Origin of the sequence: Promicromonospora sp. NPDC060204 (genome assembly GCF_042728455.1) — a bacterium.
Classification (GTDB): Bacteria; Actinomycetota; Actinomycetes; order Actinomycetales; family Cellulomonadaceae; genus Promicromonospora.
Map to the genome: position 1 here is coordinate 1 of NZ_JBHWZO010000152.1, position 15205 is coordinate 15205.

A 15205-nucleotide genomic window follows, 5' to 3' on the forward strand; every position below is an offset into this window, starting at 1 on the left:
CCTCCTAGACCGAGGACGGCGGCCGGTGTCGTTTCACGTCCGGTCTGTGCGGATATCCGTCGGGCTTGATGTTCGCCCGCCCGACCATTTCGCCGGGGGCGCTCCAAGGTGACAGAGTTAGGCTCGTGACGAGTTTCGACCGGGTGGCACCGCCCACCCCTATCGATGGGACGCCCTTGAGCGCAGAGGATCCGTGGGGAAACAGCGGGGCGCATCGTCAGGGTGGGGCCGCGCACGGTCGTGAGCCGCGCAGGCAGCAGTCGGGCGTCCTCGCGATGCTCCGTGAGGTCGGGATCATCGTCGTCAGCGCGCTGGTCCTGTCGTGGCTGATCAAGACGCTGCTGGTGCAGCCGTTCTACATCCCGAGCGCGTCCATGGAGGACACGCTGACCGAGGGCGACCGCGTCATGGCGTCGCGGCTGACGCCCGGCCCGTTCGACCTGGAGCACGGGGACATCGTCGTCTTCGTGGACCCGGGTGACTGGCTGCCGCCGTACGTGCCGCCGGAGCGCGGCCCGGTCGGTGACGCGGCGGTGTCCTTCCTGACCATGGTCGGCCTCCTGCCGCAGGACACCGGCGACCACCTCATCAAGCGCCTCATCGGCCTGCCCGGCGACAAGGTCGTCTGCTGCGACGCCGAGGGCCGGGTGTCGGTGAACGGCACGCCGATCGACGAGACGTACATCAAGCCGGGTTCGATCCCCAGCCAGGACCCGTTCGAGGTCACCGTGCCCGACGACATGCTCTGGGTCATGGGTGACAACCGGCAGGACTCGATGGACTCGCGCTACAACCGTGGCAAGCCGGGCGGCGGGTTCGTGCCGGTCGAGAACGTGGTGGGCACGGCGTTCGCGACCGTCTGGCCGCTGGACCGGCTGAACTGGCACAGCAACCCGAGCGACGTCTTCAGCGGCGTCCCGGACGCGCCTCCCGCGGAGAAGTAGGCGGTGCGCAAGGTGCCCACGCTGCGGCAGGAGAGGGCGCTCCTCGCCTCGGGCGCCCGCCTCGTGGCGGGCATGGACGAGGTGGGGCGCGGAGCTCTCGCGGGGCCCGTCAGCGTGGGCGTCGTCGTGGTCGACGCCGCCACGCGCACCGGTCCCAAGGGCGTCGCCGACTCGAAGCTGCTCACGCCCGGCGCGCGCGAGGCCATCGCGCCCGCCGTGCGGCGGTGGGCGGTCGCGTGGGGCGTGGGGCACGCGGGTCCGGCCGAGATCGACGAGCACGGGATCATCGCCGCGCTCCGGATGGCCGGCCGGCGCGCGCTGGCCCAGGTGCGGCAGGTGTGCGGCGACGTCGACGTCGTCGTGCTGGACGGGAAGCACAACTGGCTCTCCACGCCCGCGCTCGACTTGTTCGCCGCGGCGGACGCCCCGGAGGACGACCTGCCGGAGCCCGCGGTGCGCACGCTGATCAAGGCAGACATGACCTGCACGTCCGTGGCGGCCGCCAGCGTGCTGGCCAAGGTGGAGCGCGACGCGATCCTGGTCGAGCTGGCGCAGCGGCACCCCGAGTACGCGTGGGACCAGAACAAGGGCTACAGCGCGAAGGCCCACATGGACGCCCTCGGGCTGCACGGGCCGACGCCACACCACCGCAGGTCCTGGAACCTGCCCGGAACTGCGGCGTCGGTGGGATGATGTCGTCGTGAGCGCCGAAGACCTCGAGAACTACGAGACGGAGATGGAGCTAGCGCTCTATCGCGAGTACCGCGACGTGGTAGGCCTGTTCGCCTACGTGGTGGAGACCGAACGCCGGTTCTACCTCGCCAACCAGGTGGACCTGCAGGTGCGGTCCGCGGCGGGCGAGGTGTACTTCGAGCTGCGGCTCGGCGACGCCTGGGTGTGGGACGTCTACCGCTCGGCGCGGTTCGTGAAGTCGGTGCGCGTGGTGACGTTCAAGGACGTGAACGTCGAGGAGCTGGCCAAGGCCGAGCTCGCGCTCTGACGGCTCGCGTTCTGACGGCTCCCGCGGAGATTTCTCGCGGGTTGCACAGACCCTCGTGACGAGGTTCCGGCGGTTCGAGCGCGACGCCGACCCTGTGGATCATCGATCCGTGCACAGGTGACCCCACGGACGCCGCCTGACGGCCCCTGCGTGACCAAGGCTGGTCACGGAGGTGGACGCGATGGCGAAGAAGGACGGCGTAGGCCGGTACGGCGAGCGGGTCGCGCTGCGGCACGTGGAGGCGCGCGGCTGGCAGGTGCTCGACACCAACTGGCGCGGCACGGAGGGTGAGCTCGACATCGTCGCGCTCGACGGCGACGTGCTCGTGGTGGTCGAGGTCAAGACCAGGTCGGGGCTGGGGTACGGGCATCCGGCGGAGGCGGTGACGCCGCGCAAGCTGACCCGGATCAAGCGGCTGACGGGGCAGTGGCTCACGGTCTTCCGGGAACGGCTCGCCGCTGACCGGCTCGCCGCGGCGCGGCTGCAGGAGGAGGCGGGCCCGGGCAGCCCGGTGCCGGTGCTGCCCGACGTGCGCACCCGATTCGGCGCCATCCGCATCGACGTGGTCGCGGTGACCCTGCAGCGCCAGGGCCCCGCCGTCGTCGAGCACCTCGAGTCGGTGGCGTGATGGGGATCGCGACCACCCGGGCGGTGTCGCTCGTCGGGATGCAGGGGCACGTGGTGGAGGTGCAGGCGCACCTCGCGGCGTCGGTCCCGGGCTTCACGCTGGTCGGTCTGCCCGACGCCGCGCTGAGTGAGTCCCGCGACCGGGTGCGGGCCGCGGTGACCTCCACGGGGCTGCCGTGGCCGGTCAAGAAGATCACCGTGAACCTGTCGCCCGCCTCGCTGCGCAAGCAGGGCAGCGCGTACGACCTGGCGATCGCGGTGGCGATCCTCGCGGGCACCGACGGGCCGACGTCCCCGGGGATGAGCAGGACCGGCCTGGACCGGGTGGTGCACCTGGGCGAGCTCGGCCTCGACGGGCGGGTCCAGCCGGTCCGGGGCGTGCTGCCGACCGTGGCGGCCGCCGTGGCCGCGGGCTACCCGGACGTCGTGGTGGCGGCCGGCGACGCCGACGAGGCGCGGCTGGTGCCGGGGGCGCGGGTCGTGGGTGCCACGAGCCTGGCCGAGGTGGTGGCGCTGCACGGCGGCCCGCCGGAGCTGGTGCGCGAGGTCGTCGCGGTGCGGCCGGTCCGCTCCGCGCTGGCGGCGCGGCTGCCGGGCGACCTGGCCGACGTCGTGGGTCAGGAGGAGCCGCGCAGGGCCCTGGAGGTCGCGGCCGCCGGGGGACACCACCTGCTGCTCGTCGGGCCGCCGGGCGCCGGCAAGACGATGCTGGCCTCCCGGCTGCCCGGGATCCTGCCCGACCTCACCGACCGCGAGGCCGTCGAGGTCACCGCGGTGCACTCCGTGGCGGGCACGTTCGACCCGGGCGGAGGTCTGATCCGCCGGCCCCCGTACGAGGACCCGCACCACACGGCGACCCAGGCGGCGGTCGTGGGCGGCGGGTCGGGCATCCCGCGGCCGGGGGCGGTGTCGCTGGCGCACCGCGGGATCCTGTTCCTGGACGAGGCCCCCGAGTTCGGCGCCCGGGTGCTGGAGACGCTCCGGCAGCCGCTGGAGCAGGGCGAGCTGGTGATCCACCGGTCGGGCGGCTCGGCGCGCTATCCGGCGCGGTTCCAGCTCGTCCTCGCGGCCAACCCGTGCCCCTGCGGGCTGGCCATCGGCAAGGGCCTGGACTGCTCGTGCTCGCCGACCACCCGGCGCCGGTACTTCGCGCGGCTCTCCGGGCCGCTGCTGGACCGGGTGGACGTGCAGGTCGAGGTGCAGCCCGTGGACCGGGTCGAGCGGCTGGAGGGCACGTCCGAGCCGACGTCGGTGGTGGCCGCCCGGGTGCTGGCCGCGCGGCAGGCCGCCCGCGCCCGGCTGGCCGACACGCCCTGGTCCACCAACGCGGAGATGCCCGGGCGGTTCCTGCGTGACCTGCTCCGGCCGCACCCCGGCCTGCTCCGGCCGATCGAGCTGGCGATGACCGACGGGCGGCTGAGCCTGCGCGGCGTGGACCGGGTGCTGCGGATCGCCTGGACCATCGCCGACCTCGCCGGGCGCGACGCGCCCACGGTGTCCGACGTCGGGAACGCGCTGCTGCTGCGCACGGGAGGCGACCATGGCTGAGCCGCTCTTCGAGCTGCCCCGCGCGCGGCTCCGGTTCGACCCCGCTGACCCGGTGCTGGCGCGGGCCGCGTGGAGCCGCATCGCCGAGCCGGGCGACCCGGTGGCCGGCGCCCTGGTGGAGCAGCTCGGTCCCGTGGACGCGCTCGACTGGCTGCTCGACGCCGCCCGGGCACCCGGCCGGGCCGGTGCCGTCCTCCGGCGGATCGGCGGGATGCCGGCCGCGGTCCAGGGCCCGGGTGGTCGCGCCGACGCCCCCGGCCACGTGCTCGGGGCGGTCGCCGAGGGGCCGGACGCGTCCGGGTCGCGGGCCGCCGGGCTGGTCGTCGCCGCGGTGCGGCGCTGGGCACCCCGGCTCGACCGCCTCGACCCCGAGGGCGAGCTCGACGTGCTCGGCCGGTACGACGGCACCTTCCTGACGCCGGACCACCCGGGCTGGCCCCTGTCGTTCACGGGACTCGGAGCCACGGCGCCCCTGGCCCTGTGGGTGCGGGGCGATCCCGACCTGGCCGGGCTGGCGGCACGCTCGGTGTCGCTGGTGGGCTCGCGCGCCTGCACCGGCTACGGCGTCCGCGTGACGCGGGACCTGGCGTGCGGGCTGGCCGACCGCGGGTTCACCGTGGTCTCCGGCGGCGCCCACGGGATCGACGCGGAGGCGCACCGGGGCGCGCTGGTCTCGGGGGCGCGGACGGTGGCGTTCCTCGCGGGCGGCGTCGACCGGCTCTATCCCGCGAGCAACACCGACCTGCTGCTGCGGACGGCCGCGCAGGGCGCCGTGGTGAGCGAGGTGCCGCCGGGTTCCGTGCCGGGCAAGCAGCGGTTCCTCCAGCGCAACCGGCTGATCGCCGCGTTCACGGCGGGCACGGTGGTGGTCGAGGCGGCGCTGCGGTCCGGCGCGCTGTCCACGGCCAACCACGCGGTGTCGCTGCTGCGTCCGCTGGGGGCGGTGCCGGGACCGGTCACGTCCATGGCCTCCAGCGGCTGCCACGAGCTGCTGCGGCGCGGCGCGGCCGTCTGCGTCACCGATGCCGCCGAGGCCGCCGAGCTGGTCGGCGACGTCGGCGAGACCGCGCCGCGCCGACAAGGCGAGAAGCGGCCGGGGGACGACCTCGACGCGGCGGGCAAGGCGGTGCTCGACGCCCTGCCCGTGCGCAAGCCGGCGCACGAACGGTCGATCGCCCGCACCGCCGGGATCGCGCTCGCGGACACGACCGGGGCGCTCGGGCTGCTGGAGCTGATGGGGCTGGCCGAGCGGCGGGACGGAGGCTGGCGCAGGCGGTGACCGGGCCGGGCGGTCGGCGGGGCCGCCCAGCCCGGCCGCCGGGCCGGCGATCCCGGGTCGTCGGTCAGGCGGTCGGGTCGAGCAGGAGCTTGCCGACGGTGCCCCGCGAGCGGAGGGCCTCGTGCGCGCCGCGGGCGTCGGACAGCGGGTACTCGCCGCCCGCGACGGCGCGGATCCGGCCGCTGCGGGCGAGGTCGAACAGCTCGGTCAGCGCCCGGCCGTAGAGGTTGCCCGGCAGCCGGAAGACGTGCGGCAGCCACATGCCCGCGACCGTGCTGCTGTGGCCGAGCAGGTTGCGCAGCTCCACGGGCTTGGGCTGCTCGCGCCCCGCCATGCCGTAGAAGACGAGCCGGCCGAAGGGCGCGAGCACGGCCAGGCTCTGGTCGGTCGTGGTGCCGCCCACCATGTCCAGCACGATGTCGACGCGCCCACCGTTGGCGTCGATCAGGGCCGTCCGCAGGTCGTCCGCCCGGGAGTCGACGGCGATGTCCGCGCCGAGGCCGAGGGTCAGCATGCGCTTGTCGGACGTGCTCGCGGTGGCGACCACCCGGCCGGCGCCCCAGGCCTTGGCGAGCTGCACGGCGATCGTGCCGACGCCGCCCGCGGCCGCGTGCACCACGACGGACTCGCCTGGTTCGAGGTGCGCGTTCTTGCGCAGCAGGACCCAGGCGGTCGTGCCCTGCACCAGCATGGAGAGCGCGGTGAGGTCGTCGACGTCGTCGGGCACGGGAAAGGCCATGGCTGCGTCGGCGACTGCCCGTTCGGCGTACCCGCCCCCGCCGGTCAGCAGGGCGGCGACCCGCTGTCCGTCCGGCGTGCGTCCGACGACCTCGCTCCCGGGGATGAACGGCAGCCGGGTCGGCGTCTGGTAGGAGTTCTCGACCTGGTGCGTGTCGGCGTAGTTCACGCCGATGCGCGACACCTCGATCAGCACCTGCCCCGGCCCGGCGGTCGGCTCCGGCACCTCGACGGGCCGGAGCACCTCGGGCCCGCCGAACTCGGTCACCTGTACGGCACGCATCATCGCGGTCCTCCTGCACTCGTCCGGCTGCGCTGTCCGACCGGCCAGTGTGGCAGAGCGACCCGAGGCAGCGACACACCGGGCGACGCACCGGGTCGCGCAACACGGCGCGCCTGCTTCACCCCGTGGCGGTCCGGCTGCACACTGGCAAACGTGGACCTTACCGACCTGTCCGGCTTGCCTCGGCTGCCCGAGCAGTTGTCCGACGCCGTGTCCCGCTTCGCCAGCTACCTCCACGCGCAGCGCGGGCACTCCGCCCACACGCGGCGTGCCTACGTGGCGGACGTGACCGACCTGCTGCGGTACGCGATGCGGCACGGGAGCACGAGCCTCGACGAGATCGACCTGACGCTGCTGCGCGGGTGGCTCGCGTCGCAGTCCGACCGCGGGCTCGCGCGCTCCACGCTCGCCCGCCGCGGCGCCTCGGCCAGGGCGTTCCTGCGCTGGGCACACCGCTCCGGGCTCGTGCCCGTCGACCCCTCGGCGCGGCTCGCGAGTCCCAAGGTGCCGCGCACGCTGCCCACGGTGCTCGACGTGGACGCCGCCAGCCGGCTGCTCGACGGCGCGCGAGCCGCCGCGGACGAGGCCGACGAGGCGTCCCGGCCCGCGGCCCTGCGCTCCTGGGTCGCCGCGGAGCTGCTGTACGGCGCGGGCATCCGCGTGGGCGAGCTGGTCTCGGTCGACATCGGGCACGTGGACGCGCGCGACCGGCTCGTGCGGGTGCTCGGCAAGGGCGGCAAGGAGCGCGTCGTCCCGTTCGGGATCCCGGCCGCGCGCTCCGTCGACGCCTGGCTGGCCGACGGCCGGCCCGCGTTCATGACTGCTGCCACCGGTGACGCCTTCCTCGTAGGGGAGCGCGGCGGACGCTGGGGGCAGCGCCAGGTGCGCGAGGCCGTGCACCGGCTCGCGGCCCAGGCCGGCGTCGACGACGTCGCGCCCCACGCGCTCCGGCACTCCGCCGCGACGCACCTGCTGCAGGGCGGTTCCGACCTGCGTGCCGTGCAGGAGGTGCTGGGCCACGCGAACCTCGCGACCACCCAGCGCTACACCCACGTGGACGCCGAGCGGCTGCGCAGCGTCTACGCCCAGGCATTCCCGCGCGCCTGACCGGCAGGTGGTGCGCGTCTGGCCGGCGCGCTCGTGCCGTCGGCGCCCGGACCTGAGCCCCGGTCAGCGGTCCGGCAGCAGGACGATCGGCGGGCGGTCCAGCAGGGACAGCGGGTCGACGTACCGCTCGCCCCGCCGCACGCCCCAGTGCACGCAGGACCGGGGCGCGCAGTGGTTCTGCGTCGTGCCGGGGTCGGTGGCGCCCGCGCCGGGCTCGTCCGCGCCCGCCTCGACGACGCCGACCGCCGTCCCCGCGGCGACCGCGGTGCCGACCGGCACGGACGCGGCCACCGGTTCCAGGCTGCTGCGCAGGCCGTCCGGGTGGGTGACCACCACGACGCCGCGCCGCGCCACCTGCCCGGCGAACGTCACCACGCCCGGACCGGGGGAGAGCACGCGCGCACCGGCCGCGGCGGCCAGGTCGACGCCACGGTGCCCCGCGCCCCACTCCTCGGCGGGCGGGTCGAACAGCCGCTCCACGCCGGCCGGCGGGTCCACGCCCGCGACGGGCGGCACGTAGCCGGTACCCGCGGCGCGGGCATCAGCACCGGCACCCGCGCCGGAGTCCGCAGCACCGCCGTCCGCAGCACCGCCGTCCGCCGCACCGTCGTCAGCCGCACCGCCGCCCACCCCGCCGGGCTCCGCCGCACCGCCGTCAGCCCCACCGGGCGCGAGGCGGGCGTCGAGACCCAGCCGGACGGCGACGTCCGGCCCGGAGCGCAGGGCGGCGGCGGGCGGAGCCGGCACGACAGCGACGAGCACGAGGGCGGCGAGCACGACGGCGAGCAGCGTGGCCACGACCGCTGCGGCCGTCCGGCGGTGGGCCGAGCGGTGGGCCGCACGGCGGGGAGAACCGGGAGAACGAGGAGTCGTCATGCCCCGAGCATCACGCCGCGATCGCACCGCCGCCGGCGTCGAACAGCCCGCCTGTGCACAAACCCGTCCCGCACCCTCCTGTGGTCGCGCTCGTTTCCTGCTGCCGCCGTCGCGAGGGTCTCCCGGGCGCGGTCACGAGCTGCGGAGAACCGCCCCGAGAACCGGCCGCAGAACCGGCCGGACGAGCGCCCGCGGGGGAGCGTGCGACGTCACAGCCGGGGCACGTCGCGCGGGTCCTCGCCGCGGGGGCCGGTCGGGTAGACTTCAACCCGCGACCGGCATGTGCTGCCCGTTCGGCAGGCGTCCAGCTCGGCTGACTGCTTGCCTGGCAGGGAGAACACCTGGTCGACATCGCGCGTCACATCGAGTCGCGTCCGGCAGTGGTCCAGCCCTCAGGGGTCGGCGTCGGGCACGACGTGGCGCCAGGGGCACCGTCAGGAGAGGGTGCCGCCAACCGAACCGTGGCCCAGGCCTTGTGTCCTGTGCCGCCTGAAATGCGTGCGGAGTCCCGGGTCGATCCCGGACCGCACCGAAAGGACGTGTCATGGCCGTCGTGTCCATGCGCCAGCTCCTCGAGAGCGGTGTCCACTTCGGACACCAGACCCGCCGTTGGAACCCGAAGATGAAGCGCTTCATCTTCACGGAGCGCAACGGCATCTACATCGTCGACCTGCAGCAGTCGCTGCACTTCATCGACAGCGCCTACGACTTCGTCAAGGAGACGGTCGCCCACGGCGGCTCCATCCTCTTCGTCGGCACGAAGAAGCAGGCCCAGGAGCCGGTGGCCGAGCAGGCCGCCCGCGTCGGCATGCCCTACGTGAACCACCGCTGGCTCGGTGGCATGCTCACCAACTTCACCACGGTGCACAAGCGTCTCCAGCGCCTCAAGGAGCTCGAGGAGATCGACTTCGACGACGTGGCCGCCTCGGGCCTCACGAAGAAGGAGCTCCTGGTGCTGCGCCGCGAGAAGGACAAGCTCGCGCGCACCCTCGGCGGTATCCGTGACATGGCCAAGGTTCCCTCGGCCGTCTGGATCGTCGACACCAACAAGGAGCACCTCGCGGTGGACGAGGCCCGCAAGCTGGGCATCCCCGTCGTGGCGATCCTCGACACCAACTGCGACCCCGACATGGTCGACTACGCGATCCCGGGCAACGACGACGCGATCCGTTCCGTCACGCTGCTCACCCGCGTGATCGCGGACGCCGCCGCCGAGGGCCTCATGCAGCGCCACTCGGGTGGCAGCAAGACCGGTGCCGAGACCGAGCCCGCCGCCGAGCCGCTGGCCGAGTGGGAGCGCGAGCTCCTGGCCGGCGACACCACCGAGGGCACGGTCGAGTCCCCGGCCGCCACCGCCGAGGGCACCGTCGAGGAGGCCGCCGCCGAGGCTGCTGCCGCCGCCACCCCGGCCGCTCCCGCCGAGGTCGTGGAGGCCGCCGAGGCTGCTCCGGCCGCCGCCCCCGAGGCTGCCGCTGAGGCCGCCCCCGAGGCCGACACCGAGAAGTGACGTGCCGCGCTGACCGGGTCGACCTCGTGTCGGCCCGGTCGGCGCACCGTTCCTCGGGTCGCACGACCTCCCACGAACAACACGACTGCACGGAGGACCAGAACAATGGCGAACTACACCGCCGCTGACATCAAGGCGCTGCGTGAGCGGACCGGCGCCGGCATGCTCGACGTCAAGAAGGCCCTGGACGCGGCCGACGGCGACGCCGACAAGGCCATCGAGATCATCCGGACCAAGGGCCTGGCCCGCGCCGCCAAGCGCGAGGGCAACGCCACGTCCGAGGGCCTCGTCGCCGTCAAGGTCGAGGACACCGCGGCCGGCCAGGTCGCCACGATGATCGAGCTGAACGCCGAGACGGACTTCGTCGTCAAGAACGAGAAGTTCATCTCGCTGGCCGAGGCCGTCCTGGAGGCCACCGCGGCCGCCGGTGCCGCCGACGAGGTCGCGGCTGCCGCGGCCCCCGCCGGTGAGGGCACCGTCGCCGAGCTCATCGCCGCACAGGGCGCCACGCTGGGCGAGAAGCTCGTCCTGCGCCGCGTCGCACGCGTCGAGGGCCCGAAGGTCACGACCTACCTGCACAAGACGGCCAAGGACCTGCCGCCGTCGATCGGTGTCCTCGTGGTCACCGACGAGGCCGGCGCGGCCGTCGCCAAGGACATCGCGCAGCACATCGCCGCGATGGCCCCGAAGTACCTCACGCGCGACGAGGTCCCGGCGGACGTCGTCGAGAAGGAGCGCGAGATCGCTCTGGAGACCTCGAAGAACGAGGGCAAGCCGGAGGCGGCGCTGCCCAAGATCGTCGAGGGTCGCCTGAACGGCTTCTTCAAGGAGGTCGTCCTGGTGGACCAGCCTCTGGCGAAGGACCCGAAGACCACGGTCGCCAAGCACGTCGCCTCGGTGAACGGTGCCCTGACCGCGTTCGTGCGTTTCCGCGTCGGTTCCTGACGCAGCTCGTTCGGCCCGGTCCGCGCTTCGGCGCGGGCCGGGCCGACGCATACGCGGCCGGCCGTGTCCGAGGGACGACGCCGGCTCGCACGCCACGCTCCACCAGGAGCGCGGTACGGCTTCGATACTTTTGGTGTGGGGTAGAGCGGGGCGGGCTCCACTTCGCACCAGGGGTCTCGAGGTCGGCCCGGAGGCCTCTGCGCGGTGCAGAGGTGCGTCGCCCGCGAGTCGGGCGCAGTATTCCGGGAGGGCGGTGTCCCGGCAGTGACGATCGAAGGGTGACTGACCAGTGAGTGACGAGGCGACCCAGAACTTCGCGGTGGACGAGGAGGGCAAGCCGGCCCGGCGTGTGCTCCTGAAGCTGTCGGGCGAGGCGTTCGGCGGCGGGAGCGTGGGGCTGGACGCCGACGTCGTCCGCCGCATCGCGAAGGAGATCGGCGTGGCCGTGCGCGACGGCGTGCAGGTGGCGATCGTCGTCGGCGGCGGGAACTTCTTCCGCGGCGCCGAGCTGAGCGTGGCCGGCATGGACCGCGCCCGCGCGGACTACATGGGCATGCTCGGCACGGTCATGAACTGCCTCGCCCTGCAGGACTTCCTGGAGCAGGCCGGCGTCAAGACGCGCGTGCAGACCGCCATCACGATGGGCCAGGTCGCCGAGCCGTACATTCCCCTGCGCGCGATCCGGCACATGGAGAAGGGCCGCGTGGTCATCTTCGGTGCGGGTGCGGGCATGCCGTACTTCTCGACCGACACCGTGGCGGTGCAGCGCGCCCTGGAGACGGGCTGCGAGCAGGTCGTCATGGGCAAGAACGGGGTCGACGGCGTGTACGACTCCGACCCGCGCCGCAACCCGGACGCGAAGAAGCTGGACCACCTGACCTACACCGACGCCCTCGTGAACCGGCTCGGCGTCATGGACGACACGGCGCTGGCGATGTGCCGCGACAACGACGTCCAGATGCGGGTCTTCGGCATGGAGGGCGAGGGCAACGTCACCCGCGCGCTCGCCGGCGAGCCGATCGGCACGCTGATCACGACGCGCTGAACCGCGCGGCCCGGGCTTGCCCGGTGAACGCGCGAACCTTTCGGTAGCCGGGCAAAGTGTCCGTAGAGTGGCCCCGGCACCACCCGTAGACCAACGACAGGAGCAGTGGTGATCGACGAGACCCTCCTCGAAGCCGAGGAAAAGATGGAGAAGGCGATCGAGGTCGCCAAGGAGGACTTCGCGGGCATCCGCACCGGCCGCGCCAACGCCGGCATGTTCAGCAAGATCACCGTCGACTACTACGGCGCGCCCACGCCGCTGCAGCAGCTCGCGTCCTTCAACATCCCGGACGCGCGGACCGTGCTGGTCGCGCCGTTCGACAAGAGCTCCGTGCCCGCCGTCGAGAAGGCGCTGCGCGACTCCGACCTGGGCGTGAACCCGGCGACGGACGGCAACGCCATCCGCATCGTGCTGCCCTCCCTCACGGAGGAGCGGCGCCGCGACTACGTGAAGCTCGCCAAGTCGAAGGCCGAGGACTCGCGCGTCTCGGTGCGCAACATCCGCCGCAAGGCCAAGGAGACGCTGGACCGCATCGTCAAGGACGGCGAGGCCGGCGAGGACGAGGTCGTGCGCGCGGAGAAGGAGCTGGACAAGATCACCAAGAGCCACGTCGAGATCATCGACCAGCTGCTCGCCGGCAAGGAGAGCGAGCTGCTCGAGATCTGATGCCCGCACCGCCTCGAGACACGACAGAGCGAGACAACGCGCACACCGCCGTGAGCCCGGAACCCGTACCCGCCGCGAAGAAGTCGCGCGCGGGCCGTAACCTGCCCGCCGCCATCCTCGTGGGCGTCGGCCTGCTCGGCATCGTCGGCGCGTCGCTGTACTGGCGACCCGAGCCGTTCGTGGCGTTCGTGGTCGTCCTGCTGTGGGCGGGGCTCTGGGAGCTGCGGCAGGCGTTCGCGCGCCGCGACCTGCGGCTGCCGATGGTCCCGCTGTTCGTCGGGACCGCCGGCATGATCGTCTCCGCCTACCGGGGCGGGCCGGAGGCGCTGTTCGTGGCCTTCGTGCTGACCGTGGCCGCGACCGTGGTGTGGCGGGCGCTCGACGGCTCCGGCCTGAGCGCGGTGCGGGACTCGGCGGCCGCGGTCTTCGCGGCGTCCTACCTCCCGTTCCTGGCCGGCTTCGTGGTCCTGATGCTGGCGCAGCCCGACGGCGAGATCCGCGTCGCGCTGTTCATCCTCCTGGCGGTGGCCAACGACACCGGCGGCTACATCGCCGGCGTCATGCTGGGCCGCCACCCGCTGGCACCGACCGTGAGCCCCAAGAAGTCGTGGGAGGGCCTGGCCGGCTCGATCGTGCTGGCCACGGCGGTGGGCGTGGTCGGGGCGGTGTACGGCCTCGGCGAGAGCCCGATCCTCGGGATCGCGCTCGGCGTCATGACCGCCATCACTGCCACGGTCGGCGATCTCGCCGAGTCGCTCCTCAAGCGTGACCTAGAATTGAAGGACATGGGCTCATTGCTCCCGGGGCACGGGGGCGTGCTGGACCGCCTCGACTCGCTGGTCATCACAGCGCCCTTCGTCTATCTCGTGCTCTCGGTGGTTGCCTGATGAAAACTCCCCTTGCCCAGCCTGTCGTGCGTCCGTCGGACGAGACCCCGGCGATCCCGCTGCAGATGGCGCCGAAGCGCCGCGGCAAGCCGCCGAGGCACTTCGCCGACCTCACGCCCGAGGAGCGCGTGGCGTCGGTGCTGGAGGCGGGGGAGCCCGCCTTCCGGGCCAAGCAGCTCGCCACGCACTACTTCACGCACTACACGAGCGACGCCGCGCAGATGACGGACCTCCCGGCGAAGACCCGGGACTCCCTCGCGGAGACGATGTTCCCGCAGCTCATCCGCCCCACGCGCAAGCTGGAGGCAGACGGCGGCACCACCGTCAAGACGCTGTGGCACCTGTTCGACGACGCCAAGGTCGAGTCGGTCCTCATGCGCTACCCGAACCGGACCACGCTGTGCGTCTCCAGCCAGGCCGGCTGCGGCATGGCCTGCCCGTTCTGCGCGACCGGCCAGCTCGGCCTGACGCGCAACCTGTCCACGGCGGAGATCCTGGAGCAGGTGCGCGCGGCGTTCCGCTCGCTGGCCGACGGTGAGATCCCCGGCGGCGTCACCCGGCTGAACAACCTGGTGTTCATGGGCATGGGCGAGCCGCTGGCCAACTACAAGGCGGTCATCGAGACGGTGCGCACGCTGGTGGCGCCGCAGCCCGACGGTCTCGGCATGTCGGCCCGCAACATCACGGTGTCCACGGTGGGCCTGGTCCCGGCCATGCAGAAGCTGACCAAGGAGGGCATCCCGGTGACCCTCGCGCTGTCGCTGCACGCGCCCGACGACGACCTGCGCTCCGAGCTGGTGCCGATCAACACGCGCTGGAACGTCGACGAGACGCTGGACGCCGCACGGAACTACTTCGAGGTGACCGGGCGTCGCGTCTCCATCGAGTACGCCCTCATCAAGGACATGAACGACCACGCCTGGCGGGCCGACCTGCTGGGCGAGAAGCTCAACTCGCGGGGCCGCGGCTGGGTGCACGTGAACCCGATCCCGCTCAACCCGACCCCTGGCTCGATCTGGACCGCGAGCGACCGGGATGTCGAGGACGAGTTTGTGGCACGATTGCGCGGGCACGGGATCCCGACCACGATCCGTGACACCCGCGGCAGCGACATCGACGGTGCCTGCGGGCAGCTGGCGGCTGAGGAGGACGACGAGTGAGTGGGATGTTCAACAGCGTTCCCAAGATGCGCACCGGGTACGACAAGGACGAGGTCGACGAGTTCTTCGAGCATGCCCGGCAGGCGTACGAGGGACGCACGGCCGAACGGCTGACGAGTGCCGACATCCAGGCCTCGACGTTCGACCTGACCCGTGGCGGGTACAACACCCACGAGGTCGACGCGGCGCTCGACCGTCTCGAGGCGGCGTTCATCGCGCGGCAGCGTGCGGAGTACGCCTCGGCGCACGGTCAGCAGGCCTGGATGAACGCGCTCGCCGAGCGCGCGCGTTCCCTGTACGGGCGGCTGGGCCGCCCCGACGGCGAGAAGTTCGCGCCCGCCGACCGCGGTTCGCAGGGTTACGACAAGGACGACGTCGACGACCTGTGCGACCGGCTGATCGGTTACTTCGACCGACAGGAGCCGCTGACGGCCGGCGACATCCGGTCGGCGACGTTCGGCCGGGCCCGTGGGCCGGAGGCCTACGACGAGGCCTCGGTCGACGCGTTCCTGAGCCGTGCGGTGGAGGTGCTGCTCGGGGTCGAGTGACCTCGGCATCGATGTGGGTCAGGCGTGCGGGTCGCTCGGGCGACC

Annotated in this window: 16 protein-coding genes; 14 read left to right on the top strand and 2 right to left on the bottom strand. The window is 73.2% G+C overall.

The window, feature by feature from the left end; translation table 11 throughout:
* The first annotated feature begins 275 nt into the window (after window positions 1-275).
* From lepB to dprA, 6 genes are all read left to right on the top strand, one after another.
* On the top strand, window positions 276-944 hold the full coding sequence (gene lepB / locus ACFWEJ_RS18540) for a signal peptidase I (protein ID WP_377230670.1): 669 nt from the start codon (window positions 276-278) through the stop codon (window positions 942-944).
* 3 nt (window positions 945-947) lie between these two features.
* Window positions 948-1637: a ribonuclease HII gene (locus tag ACFWEJ_RS18545; RefSeq protein WP_377230671.1), complete on the top strand. Its 690-nt coding sequence runs from the start codon at window positions 948-950 to the stop codon at window positions 1635-1637.
* 7 nt (window positions 1638-1644) lie between these two features.
* Window positions 1645-1944, top strand: coding sequence for a DUF2469 domain-containing protein (locus tag ACFWEJ_RS18550; RefSeq protein WP_020016858.1), 300 nt, complete (start codon window positions 1645-1647; stop codon window positions 1942-1944).
* Between the two features lie 181 nt (window positions 1945-2125).
* Window positions 2126-2572 carry a YraN family protein gene (locus ACFWEJ_RS18555; protein ID WP_377230672.1) on the top strand — a complete coding sequence of 149 codons (447 nt, stop codon included), beginning with the start codon at window positions 2126-2128 and terminating at the stop codon, window positions 2570-2572.
* A complete protein-coding gene (locus tag ACFWEJ_RS18560) occupies window positions 2572-4119 on the top strand; it encodes a YifB family Mg chelatase-like AAA ATPase (protein ID WP_377230673.1) in 1548 nt (515 codons plus the stop codon). The genes ACFWEJ_RS18555 and ACFWEJ_RS18560 overlap by 1 nt, the downstream gene beginning before the upstream one ends.
* Entirely contained in the window at window positions 4112-5398 is a 1287-nt protein-coding gene (gene dprA / locus ACFWEJ_RS18565; protein ID WP_377230674.1) for a DNA-processing protein DprA, read from the top strand. The genes ACFWEJ_RS18560 and dprA overlap by 8 nt, the downstream gene beginning before the upstream one ends.
* 64 nt (window positions 5399-5462) lie before the next feature.
* On the opposite strand, the gene ACFWEJ_RS18570 is transcribed toward dprA, so the two are convergent.
* The gene (locus ACFWEJ_RS18570) at window positions 5463-6422 is read right to left on the bottom strand and encodes a zinc-binding alcohol dehydrogenase family protein (RefSeq protein ID WP_377230675.1); all 960 of its coding nucleotides are present in this window, start codon (window positions 6420-6422) and stop codon (window positions 5463-5465) included.
* A 150-nt stretch (window positions 6423-6572) separates the two neighbouring features.
* Between ACFWEJ_RS18570 and ACFWEJ_RS18575 the strand changes: the two genes are divergently transcribed.
* Window positions 6573-7526 carry a tyrosine recombinase XerC gene (locus ACFWEJ_RS18575; RefSeq protein ID WP_377230676.1) on the top strand — a complete coding sequence of 318 codons (954 nt, stop codon included), beginning with the start codon at window positions 6573-6575 and terminating at the stop codon, window positions 7524-7526.
* Between the two features lie 63 nt (window positions 7527-7589).
* On the opposite strand, the gene ACFWEJ_RS18580 is transcribed toward ACFWEJ_RS18575, so the two are convergent.
* Window positions 7590-8402, bottom strand: a complete 813-nt coding sequence (locus ACFWEJ_RS18580; protein ID WP_377230677.1) for a murein hydrolase activator EnvC family protein — start codon at window positions 8400-8402, stop codon at window positions 7590-7592.
* 544 nt (window positions 8403-8946) lie between these two features.
* Between ACFWEJ_RS18580 and rpsB the strand changes: the two genes are divergently transcribed.
* The 7 genes from rpsB (at window position 8947) to ACFWEJ_RS18615 (ending at window position 15160) form a co-directional block, all read left to right on the top strand.
* Complete coding sequence (rpsB, locus tag ACFWEJ_RS18585; RefSeq protein ID WP_377230678.1) at window positions 8947-9909, top strand: 30S ribosomal protein S2; 963 nt, start codon at window positions 8947-8949, stop codon at window positions 9907-9909.
* Between the two features lie 105 nt (window positions 9910-10014).
* Window positions 10015-10854: a translation elongation factor Ts gene (gene tsf, locus ACFWEJ_RS18590; protein ID WP_377230679.1), complete on the top strand. Its 840-nt coding sequence runs from the start codon at window positions 10015-10017 to the stop codon at window positions 10852-10854.
* 289 nt (window positions 10855-11143) lie between these two features.
* Window positions 11144-11899, top strand: coding sequence for a UMP kinase (gene pyrH, locus ACFWEJ_RS18595; RefSeq protein ID WP_377230680.1), 756 nt, complete (start codon window positions 11144-11146; stop codon window positions 11897-11899).
* A 108-nt stretch (window positions 11900-12007) separates the two neighbouring features.
* On the top strand, window positions 12008-12565 hold the full coding sequence (gene frr, locus ACFWEJ_RS18600) for a ribosome recycling factor (RefSeq protein WP_377230681.1): 558 nt from the start codon (window positions 12008-12010) through the stop codon (window positions 12563-12565).
* Window positions 12566-12615: 50 nt separating this feature from the next.
* Window positions 12616-13452: a phosphatidate cytidylyltransferase gene (locus tag ACFWEJ_RS18605; protein ID WP_377230682.1), complete on the top strand. Its 837-nt coding sequence runs from the start codon at window positions 12616-12618 to the stop codon at window positions 13450-13452.
* Between the two features lie 65 nt (window positions 13453-13517).
* Entirely contained in the window at window positions 13518-14612 is a 1095-nt protein-coding gene (gene rlmN / locus ACFWEJ_RS18610) for a 23S rRNA (adenine(2503)-C(2))-methyltransferase RlmN (RefSeq protein ID WP_377230683.1), read from the top strand.
* A 5-nt stretch (window positions 14613-14617) separates the two neighbouring features.
* Window positions 14618-15160: a DivIVA domain-containing protein gene (locus ACFWEJ_RS18615; protein WP_285105094.1), complete on the top strand. Its 543-nt coding sequence runs from the start codon at window positions 14618-14620 to the stop codon at window positions 15158-15160.
* The last annotated feature ends 45 nt before the right edge of the window (window positions 15161-15205 follow it).